The sequence below is a fragment of the Bacillus sp. OV322 genome, assembly GCF_900112495.1.
Classification (GTDB): domain Bacteria; phylum Bacillota; class Bacilli; order Bacillales; family DSM-1321; genus Peribacillus.
This window is the reverse complement of the sequence record NZ_FOMA01000002.1, coordinates 295,839-309,111: the sequence shown is the minus strand read 5'-3', so window position 1 is coordinate 309,111 and position 13,273 is coordinate 295,839. Positions and strand designations below refer to the sequence as shown.

Annotated in this window: 12 protein-coding genes; 6 read left to right on the top strand and 6 right to left on the bottom strand. The window is 42.5% G+C overall.

Going from position 1 to position 13,273, the window contains the following annotated elements; all coding sequences use genetic code 11:
* Positions 1 to 186: 186 nt before the first annotated feature.
* Positions 187 to 2,202, bottom strand: coding sequence for a penicillin-binding transpeptidase domain-containing protein (locus BM126_RS05890; RefSeq protein ID WP_090988648.1), 2,016 nt, complete (start codon positions 2,200 to 2,202; stop codon positions 187 to 189).
* Positions 2,203 to 2,377: 175 nt separating this feature from the next.
* Between BM126_RS05890 and BM126_RS22190 the strand changes: the two genes are divergently transcribed.
* Positions 2,378 to 2,542: a hypothetical protein gene (locus BM126_RS22190; RefSeq protein WP_177201324.1), complete on the top strand. Its 165-nt coding sequence runs from the start codon at positions 2,378 to 2,380 to the stop codon at positions 2,540 to 2,542.
* A 52-nt stretch (positions 2,543 to 2,594) separates the two neighbouring features.
* On the opposite strand, the gene BM126_RS05880 is transcribed toward BM126_RS22190, so the two are convergent.
* On the bottom strand, positions 2,595 to 4,046 hold the full coding sequence (locus BM126_RS05880; protein ID WP_090988646.1) for a hypothetical protein: 1,452 nt from the start codon (positions 4,044 to 4,046) through the stop codon (positions 2,595 to 2,597).
* A 586-nt stretch (positions 4,047 to 4,632) separates the two neighbouring features.
* On the opposite strand from BM126_RS05880, the gene BM126_RS22185 reads away from it, so the two are divergent.
* Complete coding sequence (locus tag BM126_RS22185; protein WP_177201323.1) at positions 4,633 to 4,776, top strand: hypothetical protein; 144 nt, start codon at positions 4,633 to 4,635, stop codon at positions 4,774 to 4,776.
* 36 nt (positions 4,777 to 4,812) lie between these two features.
* Here the strand turns inward: BM126_RS22185 and BM126_RS05875 are convergent, their stop codons facing one another.
* Both BM126_RS05875 and BM126_RS22735 read right to left on the bottom strand, forming a co-directional pair.
* The gene (locus BM126_RS05875; protein ID WP_090988645.1) at positions 4,813 to 5,121 is read right to left on the bottom strand and encodes a hypothetical protein; all 309 of its coding nucleotides are present in this window, start codon (positions 5,119 to 5,121) and stop codon (positions 4,813 to 4,815) included.
* A gap of 279 nt (positions 5,122 to 5,400) precedes the next feature.
* Entirely contained in the window at positions 5,401 to 5,529 is a 129-nt protein-coding gene (locus BM126_RS22735; protein WP_256212990.1) for a hypothetical protein, read from the bottom strand.
* 195 nt (positions 5,530 to 5,724) lie between these two features.
* On the opposite strand from BM126_RS22735, the gene BM126_RS05870 reads away from it, so the two are divergent.
* Positions 5,725 to 6,612, top strand: a complete 888-nt coding sequence (locus BM126_RS05870) for a tetratricopeptide repeat protein (protein WP_090988644.1) — start codon at positions 5,725 to 5,727, stop codon at positions 6,610 to 6,612.
* 180 nt (positions 6,613 to 6,792) lie between these two features.
* Here the strand turns inward: BM126_RS05870 and BM126_RS05865 are convergent, their stop codons facing one another.
* A complete protein-coding gene (locus tag BM126_RS05865) occupies positions 6,793 to 7,362 on the bottom strand; it encodes an REP-associated tyrosine transposase (protein WP_090988643.1) in 570 nt (189 codons plus the stop codon).
* A 155-nt stretch (positions 7,363 to 7,517) separates the two neighbouring features.
* Between BM126_RS05865 and BM126_RS05860 the strand changes: the two genes are divergently transcribed.
* Both BM126_RS05860 and BM126_RS05855 read left to right on the top strand, forming a co-directional pair.
* Positions 7,518 to 9,131: an SWIM zinc finger family protein gene (locus BM126_RS05860; protein WP_090988642.1), complete on the top strand. Its 1,614-nt coding sequence runs from the start codon at positions 7,518 to 7,520 to the stop codon at positions 9,129 to 9,131.
* On the top strand, positions 9,121 to 12,102 hold the full coding sequence (locus BM126_RS05855) for a DEAD/DEAH box helicase (RefSeq protein WP_256212989.1): 2,982 nt from the start codon (positions 9,121 to 9,123) through the stop codon (positions 12,100 to 12,102). The genes BM126_RS05860 and BM126_RS05855 overlap by 11 nt, the downstream gene beginning before the upstream one ends.
* A 52-nt stretch (positions 12,103 to 12,154) precedes the next feature.
* On the opposite strand, the gene BM126_RS05850 is transcribed toward BM126_RS05855, so the two are convergent.
* A complete protein-coding gene (locus BM126_RS05850; protein ID WP_090988641.1) occupies positions 12,155 to 12,607 on the bottom strand; it encodes a hypothetical protein in 453 nt (150 codons plus the stop codon).
* 251 nt (positions 12,608 to 12,858) lie between these two features.
* Between BM126_RS05850 and BM126_RS05845 the strand changes: the two genes are divergently transcribed.
* On the top strand, positions 12,859 to 13,251 hold the full coding sequence (locus tag BM126_RS05845) for a helix-turn-helix domain-containing protein (RefSeq protein ID WP_090988640.1): 393 nt from the start codon (positions 12,859 to 12,861) through the stop codon (positions 13,249 to 13,251).
* The last annotated feature ends 22 nt before the right edge of the window (positions 13,252 to 13,273 follow it).

Here is a 13,273-nt window from a genome sequence, read left to right as displayed (position 1 = left end):
AGAAATACAAGAAAATATACATTATATGGTTATTAGTATATTAGAAGAGTTAGTTTAATTTGTCGGAATTATCTGTATTTTAAGAGAGCAATTATTTATTGTTTAACTTTTTTATAAAGGAATCTGTCGAAACACCCCGCTTTACACAAAGAGAAGCAGCAGACCATCATAGTCTGCTGCTTCTCTTTATTTCTTCAAATACTTTTTCAGTACAGGCTCCATCTTATCTACAACATGATGGCTGCCACCTTTGTTCTGCAGTCCTTCCATCATCCAGGCCATCAGTAGCTTAGGATGATCGGTGTTCATGGCAACAAACCAGCCATTTTCCGTTCCGCTTTCTCCTTGGGACATTTTTAATTCTGCAGTCCCGGTTTTGCCTGCGAGCGGTATTTTCAGCTTGCTGGCAGCATGTGCGGTGCCGTGCGGGTTATTCACTACCTGCTTCAGCATATTCAGCACCTGGGCTGCCTCTTTTGGCGATGCGGCGTTTTGCTTCCAGAATTTCTGGGCTGGCTGCTTTCCTTCTATAAGGTATGGTGAAACGATGTTCCCCTGATTAAGGAAGGCTGTATACGCAAGTGCGACGTGAAGCGAGCTCATCTGAACCTGCCCCTGTCCATAACCGCTGTCTGCTAGGCGCCCTTCGCTGTCAATGCTTCCATAAGACGAGCCTGTTATCGGATATTCAAAAGGAAGCTTGTCTTTAAAGCCGAATGACTCAAGGCCTGAGGTAAACTTCTTCGTTCCGAGATCCAGTGCCTGACGTGCAAAGTAAATATTATCCGAATAAATCAATGCATCTGTCATGTTAACCGGCTTGCCGGGATCAGAAACACGTGTGATACTATGGTCTTTCCAGTTGGACTTCTGCCAGTGAAGGCCCTTGATGTCCAAAGCTTTATTTGAATTCACTCCATTTTTAAGAGCAACGGAAGCTGTTATGGCTTTAATGGTAGAACCCGGTGCATAGGTGGAGCTGAACCTGTTTAGCAGCGGCTTCCCTGGATTATTTTCCAGCGCCTTTTGCTCTTCCCCTGAGATGCCCAGCACATATTTATTAGGATTAAATGACGGAGAGCTGACAAGAGCCAGTGCTTCTCCTGTCATAGGCTGGATGGCCGCTGCAGATCCTGTTTCTCCTTTATATTGCTTATAAATGCTTTTTTGGAGCTCTGCATCAATCGTCAGTGTAATAGTTTCGCCTTCTTTGGCAGGATGATCGGCAATGACCTTTTCCTGTCCGTTGTCTCCCTTAATATAAACCTTCGCTCCTGCCGATCCTTTTAACCGGTCTTCAAGAATCTGTTCAAGACCCCGCTTGCCGATTGTATCGTTGGCAGTGTAGCCTTTTCCCTTCAGCTTTTTCAAGTCCTCAGCTGATACAGGGCCAATATAGCCGATTAAGTGAGCCGTCGCTTCTTTATACGGATATACACGTTCGTTTATTTCCTGCACCGATACAGATGTAATTCCTGACAGCTTGGTCATCAGCGCTGTCTGATCGGCAGGGAGTTTTTTGATTGGCACAATATAATTCGGCTGTACCCATGGCTGATTCAGCTTTTTCTTGATTTCATCTGTTGTCATGTTCAAAAGGGATGCAACCTGAGGAAGAACGATTGACTCCTTCCCTTTTAGCTGTTCAGGGACAATTCCGACTTCACCTGCCGTGCCGTTCATGGCAAGTCCCCGTTCGTTGCGGTCAACAATCTCCCCACGGACTGCCGGATATGTCTGGACAGATACCTTTTCATCATCTTTTAACTGAGGAAAGATATAGGATGCATTCCAATCCAGGTACCAGTTTGTTTTATCGTCCTTTTCCTGCTGGACAAGCTTTGCAGATTTTTCAAAGCTGACCTGTCCTGCTATCGTGTCCATCTTCACAGAGATTGGCAAACTTACATTCTTTTTGTCGCCGTGGTCTTTCGGTTCCTTTGGCTTCTTATAGGTCACCTTAAGATTCTCTGCTTCTACACCTTTATAAATCTTGGTATAACGCTCGGTAAATTGCTTTTTGCTTACCTTTTGTTTTGTATCGTCTGAAAGGTAGCTGTACATTTGGTCGAACTTCTTTTCATTCCAAAGCTTGGTGTATGCCGCCAGCCGGTCCTCCGGCTTCGGATCATTATTTGAACAGCCTGCCAAAAGCAGGATGCCTGTTAGAATGAGACTGGAAACTAATAGAAGTTTCTTCATGACTTCCTCCTATTATCTTGGATTTTATTTACTTATTCATTTTAACAAATGTTGGACGTTATGGTTAAGAAGAATGATTTTTATTCAAAACACTTGTTTTTTCTCTCTTGGAAAAAAACTTCTCACAAACAAATATGTTAAAATTTGGGTATTGATAAGAGAGGGTGAAAAATATTTGAAAACAAATACGAATATCTTTTGGATATTGCTAATTGCTGTCATTGCCTATTTCACAGGTGAAATCGCTACGGTCATGATGCTGTTCTTAATTTTAGTTGCCCTGAACGGAATACATTCTACAATCCAGGACTTTTATGAGGATTGGAAACGTAGGCCGTAGGATTTTTGGGTCCAACAAAAAAGCCCCCATCAATGATGAAGGACTGCAGACGTCATATTTTCTTTCTGCGGCTTTTCCGTTCTCTCAGGTAGCTTTTTAGCGAGGCCATACCAATGACGATGGAAATGATAATGCCGCTTATTGCCACGAAAAAGGATAGATACTCAAAAATCGTGTAATGGGCGAGCTTGCCCCATTTCACTTCACCCTTCCAGTCGCTGATTACCAGGTTCATTCCGTATATACCTGAAATCACGGTATAGATGGTTAAGATCTGCAGCAGATAATTATTCCGCTTGCCGGATAACTTATCCTGATTTTGATACAGTGACGCGAGGGTTTTTTTGACATCATTATAAAGCCTGTCGATACCAAAGTTCACTTTGAAAATCTGTGAAATCTCACGTCCGGATGTAGAGCTGTTCACTTCAGGAAAAAGGTACTTGGCGGAAAACTCCGTGATCATGACGATCAGCAGTTCGGTGCTTGACTGGTCTTTTTCGATATCAAGCTTCGCATGAGCGTGGGTGAGCTTCATTAAGACGATTTTGTAATAAAAAAACAGCAGCAGCGAATAAAAGTCCTTGCCGTACATCTGGCTGGAAATCTGGCCTTCAAATTCCTTGCCCGCCCTCGTCACACAGGCAAAATTATACTCGCTCATCACATAATACGTTTCGTCTCCCCATCGGTCATACACATTATTGGTATAATAACGGTCGATATAATCCGGATTATTTGCCCCGACAAAGGGTTTTCCTTTCCGGTCATAGCCATTCAGCTGTCCCGCCCGGAATAAATCTGTCTTGGTGACCCTGCTTTCAGGCGGAATTGCTATCTGGCTGATTACATACATTCTTTCATCAATGAAAAAGGGCAAACTTCCAAAGTATGAAGCAGCTTCTCCTTCATCTTCGTCAATATAATCCCTCATAATAGGAGACAGTTCCTTAAAGATAAAGTCCTTGACCAGCTTATAGCTTTCATCCGAGCATTCAATCCGCACCGTTTCTTCATCATCATCAATGGGTTCAAGCACTCGGAAGGTATCCCCAAAGAAAAGAACATCCGAATAATCCATATGGTCAGGAAGTGTCACACGGATATTAATGAGGCCGATATGAAAAGGACAAAGAAAAATATCGAAGGAATCAACGGTAAATTCGGTAACGAGACGGTCTGATGTAAAAAGGCAATCACGCTTCTGGTTATTGGTAAAGCGGCGGAAACCTTCTTTATCCCTATAAGATCCAGGAAAAAGAAAACGTTCTATATTAGGCATAAAGTAGCTTTCAAGTGTGCGATGATGGATTTTCTTGCCGCCATAAAAGGCGTCCTGCTGCTTCATATCCTTCAAATCAAAGAAAATAAAGTCATCTTCAAGAAGCTTTTCTGCAAAAAGCTCCACTTTATCCTCTTTTAACATAAAAGGAAATAAAAACTGCAGGTAAGCACTTTCCGTTTTTAAGTCTTTCGTCATATCGGAATACGTTTTAGGCTCCATTCAGTTTCCTCCGGCACACAGTCTAATTCTTAATGTACCCGAAGGAGCCCAAACTAAACTGGTGGATGATGGATGAAAATTAAGAAGGCCAGAAGCTTGATCATAAAAAAAATCCCGCCGGCAATAAGCCAGCGGGCCAAAGAAGAGTATGTTCGAAGTACTCTTCACTCTCGGGTACTAGAAACTAAGGGTTTCCAGGAATTCGGGCAGTTGAAATAACCTGCTGTGCTATTAATAAAGGACTCCGCATAAACTGATGAGGAATATGCTTGTCACCTAAAATTAATAGCAGGAATAGTCTTATTTAAGCATTTATAGCGTACCTGACAAAACGCCAAAAAACGCCTTTATAGACGTTTAAAGGCGATTATCAGCCGTTTTGTCAATATAAAACATGGTTTTCCTACTCAAATATAACTAAAAGAATATTTTAAGGAGTAAAACGTCATTTTCGCTAACAAATTTATTATCCCTATCGTTTTTTACGTTTTTTAATTTATTTTCACAAAAGTGGTTTATGCGATAACTCGCTGGGTATTAGGTACCATAGATAGTTAAGATAGTTATCCGCAAAGGGGCGACTTCAATGAAAATCGAAAAATTCAAACTGTGCCAGCAGCCGGCTAATAAACCCGTGTTACCGCGTGCAGGTTATAAACCATCTGCAGTAAACGAACGAAAGCAAATGAAGGAATTTTTATATAAGAGAAAAAAATCAAGTGTTCTTTAACGACCTCATAGCTTCTGCGCTGTGAGGATTTTTTTATTAATTTAAAACTTCCTCTATCCTGCGCTGCCTGCATTTCTTAATGCCAAGTATATTTAAGAACTGAGTAATCTTCTCCATTGAAGCACTCTGGTATTCTTTTACGATAGAAAACTGCTCCACATAAGCCACTTTCTCTTTCAGTTCCTTCGAGTCAGCCTGGCAATCCTTCTTGAGGCAATCTTCCTCTTCGCATGTATAAATAACCGCTTCCCCAATCTTCTTCGCTTCCTGATCGAAATAGAACGAAAACACAATGGCACATTCTTCATCAAAAAAAGAGGGCTGAACTTTCATATTAATATCCATTTATCCTTACACCTCTCTCCGATTTGTTATTTCAACTATAGCAAAATACCACAAAGGAGGAATGGCCTACTATTTTGCACCTGGGCGCAAGTACCATATAAATCATCATACTATATACACCCTTTCTAAATAAATATAACTCTAGGAATATGCCTATAAGAATATTTATGCAAAAACAATGCATGACTATAGAACTAATTTATTTAAATAATCAAAAAAATACACCGCCGGAATGGAAGTGTATTTCTTGTAGGAGTATAATATTAAGTGTAGTAGTTATTAAAATAGTGATGGTAACTCAGTAACTCCAACATTTCCGTGAGTAGGCGTTGAACTTGAAGTTCCAACCAATCCAAATCCCGCAACAAGAAGAGCAGCCACCATAAATCCTAAAAATTTCTTTTTCATAGGTAATTCCTCCTTTTTTCTTTTAAAAACATTGGATTTAATAGAATTAACTTCTATAGTTATATTTAACCACAATCAAAAAAACCACATATTTGGGTTCTCATGCATTCATAATTAAAATTGGTCAGGTATCCCAATGTTTACCTGCTGTTATTCACTAAAATATAACTCTAGGAATATTTAAGGAGAGTTACTATGGATTTTTCTGCGGTCGGACAAAAGATAAAAGAACTAAGAAAACAAATGGGGCTATCTCAGGGTGAATTGGCTTCAGGAATATGTACTCAAGCACAAATCTCAAAGATTGAAAAAGGTGACGTGTACCCTTACGCCTCTACCCTTTATTTAATTTCGCAAAGGCTTGGAGTGGATGTGAACTACTTTTTCGATATCGGGATGACTCCGCGTCTGGATTATGTACAAGAAGTGACGCATCAGCTAAAGCTTACAAGAAGGACAATGAATTACCTGGAAATGAAACAGATCGTTAAGACCGAGCAAAACAACCCGCTGTTTTTGCAGAACACAAAGAATTATCAGCTGCTTCTCTGGCATAAGGGAATTTATGAATATAATATTGAAAAGGATACCGAAAAGGCCCTAGGCCATCTGAAAGAAGCCCTATCTCTATCCCGGTCCACCGAAAAAGTGTATTCTGAACGTGAAATTGAATGTCTTTTAAGCATGGGTGTTATCTATTTTGAAGAAAAACGATATCAGGAAGCCCTTTCAACCTACCATATAGCAAAAGATCACTTGAAATTCATCCCCTACCTGACAGATAAAACAATTAAAGGACGTTTATATTATAATATCGCCCGGGTACTGACACGGTTGAAGAATTATCATGAATCTATCGAGTATTGCGAGGATGCCATTAAATGGTGCATTGAGCAGGACCAATTATATCTGCTCGGTGAGTTGCATTACCATATAGGCTATAATCTCGAGCTTCAGGAAAATTACGCGGTCGCATTGCAATACATGAAAAAAGCCCAGTTAATATTCGAGCTTCGCAACGACGAACGCTTTTCAGACTTCATTCTGACAAAAATAGAAAAACTCAGCTCCATCACCACCTAAAACCATTCCAGACTCCAGGAATGGTTTTTTTCTTGCACACCAAACCAAACTTCCACATCAAATCCAACTCCCCACTCAAAATTCCAGCCAAAATGAAGTATAATAAAAAGATGATCAAAAATCGGGAAATGGGGTCTGACCCCATTTCCCATGTTACCAACATGTACAGCAATAAGGGTTTTAAGCGTTTGTGGAGTTTTGGGAAATGGGGTCTGGCCCCATCATTTTGCTTGTGACGTAGGTTTTGTAGTTTTCTGGGGTATGGAAGTAGTGAAGGATGTGCCGGGTGGTGACGTGGGGATCAGGTTTGCTTAGGACAAAGGCCGGGTAGCTGCTCCACTTATATTGTTCTGGTTTTTCGACCATATTGGCTTTATAGGGATTTAGGTGAATATAGCGGCTTGTTATGAGGAATTGTTCTGCGGATTCGATTAAAACGGAGTGGAATCTTCCTTGAAAGACATGGCCATCCAGTTCATGCCTCTTGTTAAAAGCGATGGCATATCTGGAGTTGAGCTTTCTCATAATGGAGCTGATGGGGTAATCCTTGGTTTCAAGGAGCAAATGTACGTGATTGCTCATTAAACAGTAGGAATGAAGCTGAAAATAATATTTTTCCTTCGTTTCTTCAAGGTAATGCAGATACCGAAATCTGTCCCTGTCATCAATAAAAATGTCACTGTGCCGGTTTCCCCGGCACGTTATATGGTATACCGCACCCGGATACCAAACCCTCGCCTTTCTTGCCATATTGAAAATCATCCTTTCTACTTAATTTGGTGCGGGAAATGGGGTCTGACCCCGCTGCCGCATGGTTATAAATGCTGTTATGTATACATTATAGGAAATAATTTGTTTTTGGGAAATGGGGTCTGACCCCATTTCCCATTAGAGGAGGCTGTGTGATGGAGGAGCTGCTGCGGTTTGAGGAGCATTTTGGGAATATGCTTGATCCTGAGGATAGTGAGGCTGTTAGGGCAGTCCAGATTGGGCAGAGGCTGTATCGCCAGGGGATGGTGTTCAGGAGTATTGAGTCTCCTGATATGATCATTGCTGAGGTGCAGGATGTTATCCGCTATAAGGTGGAACTTGACCTAGATAAGGCTGAGCGTTCATCCTGCGATTGTGATCACGATTTTGTCTGCGAGCATATGGCAGCTGTTTTCTTTTCTGCTTATTCAAAAATCCGTAGTGTGAATGAGTGGGTTTCTGAGTGGAGGCAGGATCCTTCACCAATGAATACATTTATGAAGGATCTTGGAATCATCACAGCAAAGGACTTGCTGGATACGGATTCTCCTATTGAAAAAAGCTATTCAGCATGGAAGGATTTCGTGACAGCGAACTTCAACAAAAGCATTGAAAACAACTTGAACCTCGCTCCCTATATACTCGATGACCATCTAACAAAATTCTTTAGAAAAATAGAAGCAAAGGCGCCCATGGAAAGAGAATGGAGCCTTTTATATCACTTTGTCACAGATTTCACCTCCCTTATGAATATCCTGAATCTCATAAGGAAGCATCCTGAAAAGAATATGCATGCACGCATGTTTCATTCGGCCGCAGAAAATCTTGCAGAAGATCTGCAGGCTGCCGTCCAGCAGTTAAGCAGGCAGGCCCGCCCCTTCGCCTTTGATCCATTCATCACTGGTATTAAGGAGGATGCTGCAGAACTCCTTGAGGGCCGGGATATGCTGTCTTATGAAAAAACCGATCTGTACCGTTCCATCTGGAGTTCCCTGCTGGTGAATTCCGCCTGGCGCAAGGAAGAACAAAAGCGCGTCAGCGATGCCCTTGAAAATGCCAGGCATCCTGAGGAAAAAATGACCTATACGGTTGCGGCGATTCACCTCTCACTTCTTTCAAGCGAGAACGAAACGGCAGCTTCCCTGCTGAAAGGACTCAATTTTGAGGCATGTCCATATATGTTTTACTGGATCCGCTCCTTTTCAGAAAATGAAAATGAAAAACAGGCAGCGCCTTTCATTGATTTCCTTGTTGCCCATGTAAGGGAATACCTGAAGGATAAATCCGATTACTATTATTCAACCGATTTTGTCCGGACCTCTTCAGGACCAGTCAGTAACTACTGCTATAAAACAAAGCGCATGGACCTGCTCGATAAATTTTACCGTGAATGCCTTCCGTACAGCTATTGGAATTACTCACACTTCCTGTTCGAACAAGGTTCATATAAAAAATGGGTAGAGATGCATATCTATACGGACGTGAGCATCGATTTAATCAGCGGAGATATGATTAAAGAGGTCTCTAAACAAGATCCTTCCCTCATTCTGCCCTTGTACTATCATGCCGTTCAGCAAACGGTCAGCCAAAAAAACAGGTCTGCTTATAAACAGGCTGTGCGCTATTTGAAGAAGATGCGTACGCTTTACAAAAAAATGAAGCAAGAAGACGTGTTTAACAGGTACATCCAATATGTAGCGCAGTCCACAAAACGGTTGCGCGCATTTCAAGAAGAATTGCAAAGGGGTAAGCTGACTGATGCAAATTAGAGAAAAAATGATCGTAAAAACCGCTTCTATCGGAAATGGAAGCTTTAGTATTTCAGTATGTGATGAGCACGGTGAATACTACAATCCGCAGAAAATCAGAAAGCTGCTGTTTACCTGGGATGAATCCAGCTTTTACGGCACAAGGCTGGAATACTCTGAAATTGATGATATCCCGGTTTTCATCCTGGATGCATGGGGCCTTCTGAATTTGTTTGCCAAGGAGAGCTTTAACTCATTTATTGATTGGGAATGGTCCGACCTTTCCTCTACCCTGTTATCATCTGCACCCATTCTTCATGAAACCATCTCTTCCGGCATTCCGGTTCCTGACTTTGCGAGTCTTCAGGAAGAAAAGATCGGCTGGAAGCTGCCTCAAGAGGTAAAAGAGGAATTCGGCCCGAGCTTTTGGGAAGAAACGGTTACTCCTGGCAGTGACGGTAATGAAGAAAGCATGGAAGCCTTTATTGGCAAATGGTATAACGACGCAGCCAATACGTTTCTGAAAGACCATTCACCCATCAGCCATAAATGGGGAGAAGCCCTTCAGGCACTGAAGGATACCCGGCTGTCACCTGAAGAACTTCAAAGCTTCTTTAATCAGGAAAGCTGGCTGGATTGGCTTGGCCTTGAAGAAGATCCTAAGCCATTTGTCATCGGGCTGCAGCTTACAGAGCCGCTTGACGGTGAAGGCCCTTGGGAGCTGACAACCGTTCTTCGTTCCAAAAAGGATGAAACTGTTGCGGAAACCTACCCGGCTAAAAAACTGCCGCGCGGCTGGAATAAATATACGAAAGAAATCGATAAAACGATCACTCGCTGGGCAAAGGTGGTTCCATGGCTCAGTGAAAGCGGCACCTTAAAAGAACAGCTCTCTGAATTTGAAGCCTGGGAGTTTTTAACCGAAGCCAGTGAAAAACTGATTTTCCTTGGTGCTGAAATCATGCTTCCTTCCTGGTGGGTAGCACTCAAGGAATCCAATCTAAAGGTCAAAGCGAAGGTGAAGAGCCAATCAACACGCGGGCCTTCTTATGTCGGCCTTCAGGCTTTAATGGACTTTGACTGGCGTTTTTCTCTGAACGGAGAAGAATTGTCAGAAGCGGAATTCCAGAATCTTGTGGATGAAAAAAGAAGGCTTGTTTATATCCGCGGCCAGTGGGTGAAGCTCGATCCTGCTTTCATCAGGCAAATTCAGACACTGATGGAAACCGCTAACGAAAAAGGCCTGCAGCTCAATGACCTTCTTCAGCAGGAGCTTTTGAGCGAATTAGGCGAAGGAAATGATGAAGAAGATGAAGATGGAGAAGATATGCTTCGGATTCAGTTTGAGCTGAATAAGGACCTGAAAAAGCTGGTGAACCGCCTCAGGGAATCTAAGAATATTCCGGCCGTCCCATCACCCGAAGCCCTTCAGGGAGATCTCAGGCCATATCAGCAGCAGGGCATGAGCTGGCTCCTTTTTCTCCGCGAAAACGGCTTTGGCGCCTGCCTCGCTGACGATATGGGGCTAGGGAAAACGGTTCAGATGATAGCTTATCTCCTGCATGTAAAGCAAAAGGAAAGCCTTGCTGCGCCAGCTCTTGAGGTACAGCCGGAAAACCAGCATGCTGCCATCATCGAAAGCGCAGAGGAGAGCAGCGATTACACGGAAACAGATTCCGAAGTCACAGAAACTGAAAGTGACTTCATTGTTAAGCCATCTGTTTCTGCATCTCTCATTGTCTGCCCGACCTCCGTACTCGGGAACTGGCAGCGTGAGCTTGAACGCTTCTCGCCTGATCTGAAGGTACATCTGCATTACGGATCCAGCCGGACAAAAGGCGAAGATTTCGCTTCTATAATGGCGAAATATGATGTGGTGCTCACTTCATACGGCCTTACACACCAGGATACCGAGGAGCTGACTTCCCTTCACTGGAACAGCATTATTCTTGATGAGGCGCAGAACATCAAAAACGCACAAACGAAACAATCGCGGGCTGTCCGCAAACTTAATGGGCGGCATCACGTAGCCCTTAGCGGAACTCCAATGGAAAACAGGCTGAGCGAGCTATGGGCCATCTTTGATTTTATTAATAAAGGCTATCTCGGCTCCCTTGCCCAGTTTCAGGAAAAGTATGTTTCCACTATTGAACGCGAAGAGCAAAAAGGAAAGATTAAAGAGCTGCAAAGCCTGATTCAGCCCTTCTTATTGCGTAGGACGAAAAAGGATAAAGATGTGGCACTTAACCTTCCGGACAAACAGGAACAAAAAGAGTTTGTGCCGCTGACGAAAGAACAGGCTTCGCTGTATGAACAGCTGATCAAGGATACCTTTGCAAATATTGAAAACCTTTCGGCCTTTGAAAAGAAAGGCATCATCCTTGCCATGCTGAATAAGCTGAAGCAGCTTTGCAACCACCCTGCCCTTTATTTGAAGGAAGAAGCAAAAGAAGATCTTATGCAGGCTTCCAAGCGTTCAGGCAAGCTTGAAAAACTGACAGAGCTCGTTGACGCGGTCAGGGAACAAAATGAAAGCTGCCTGATTTTCACCCAATATATCGGTATGGGGAATATGATGCAGGATCTGCTTTCCAAGCGCTACGGAATCGAGATCCCTTTCCTGAACGGAAGCGCCAATAAAAAACAGCGTGATGATATGATTGCAAAATTCCAGAACGGGGAATTTCCGATCTTCATTCTTTCACTGAAGGCAGGCGGAACAGGGTTGAACCTGACAGAAGCCAACCATGTGATCCACTATGACCGGTGGTGGAATCCGGCTGTTGAAAACCAGGCTACTGACCGTGCATACCGTATCGGCCAGAAACGCTTTGTGCATGTCCATAAAATGATCTGCACAGGTACACTGGAAGAAAAAATTGATGCCATGCTTGATAAAAAGCAAGCGCTGAATGACGAAATCATCTCAAGTGACAACTGGATCACCGAGCTCTCAACCGATGAGATCAAAGAACTGGTTGCCCTTCATTAGATTAACGAAAATCCTCAGCCCTGTGAGCTGAGGATTTTTCTATGTATGGAATTCATACCTTTTGCTTTTGGCAATTTCCTTTGTTCTTCTTCTCTTCTACACGCACCTTTAAGTGATCAGGTACTACCGTTAAAAACGCATAGCTGCTTTCTCTTTTGAACATCATATGCTGAAGCGCTTCAAAAGCTGCTGATGCATTGCCGCTTTTTTCGGCGATCATTATTTTATCTTTTTTCTTTTCTACAGTGATATGCCTTTCATCCTGTGAGCCTGGCACCATAAATGTAAGTTTCAATGGTTTACGAAGGGAATATTCCTGGTAGCCGTCCTGGCACTGGGGTTTTTTATTGAAGGGCGGAACCGTATACTGTATGCTATCAAAAAATGTCATCCTTGAAAGTGAGGGCTGCTTTCCTCCTTGTCCGGTTTTTTTCAGTATCACTCTAACGCTTTTGCTTCCTCTGCTGCTATAGCAGAGATCTTCGTTTTCCATGCTAAAATTCATACACTCCTCCTGTCAAAAACTAGTAATTTATTCCTATTAATATTTGACTTTATTTTACAATATCCCTTCTTTTTCAACAAAATAAATTTTCCTGTCCCAAATGAATAATCCTTTGGTAAATGGGGGGGTTCTTCGCCCGCTCCCCTTTGTTCTATTTTTGAACAATAACTTTTGTTCCCAATTAGAACATCAGCTCTTTTTTCCCTCGGCACGTTGTACTTTTAAGAAAAGCGGAAAACGGAGAAGAAACTATGTCCTTACCCTCTAAATTAAAAGAGCTGCGCCAAAGCAAGAATTGGAACCAGGATTATGTTGCCAATAAGCTGAATATCAGCAGATCTGCCGTCTCAAAATATGAAACTGGCCGGCAGGCTCCTACTGTGGATGTATTAATGCGATATGCCGACCTTTTCGGAGTGAGCCAAAACCTGCTGTTATCCGAACTTACCGGTATTGGCAAGGAAAATAGAACCTCCTATTATGCAAAAACAAGAGATTCCGAACTTCTCATTCTGCAAAAGCTATTTGCAAGCAATCCAAAGTTAAAGAAAATTCTCCTCGAAATGGATCAGCATCCATTTAAAAACCAGCAGCAAATCACAGAGTTTCTGGAAATAATGGTAAAAGGCATGAAAAAACGATAAAGGCAGCTTCCAATAAAATAGG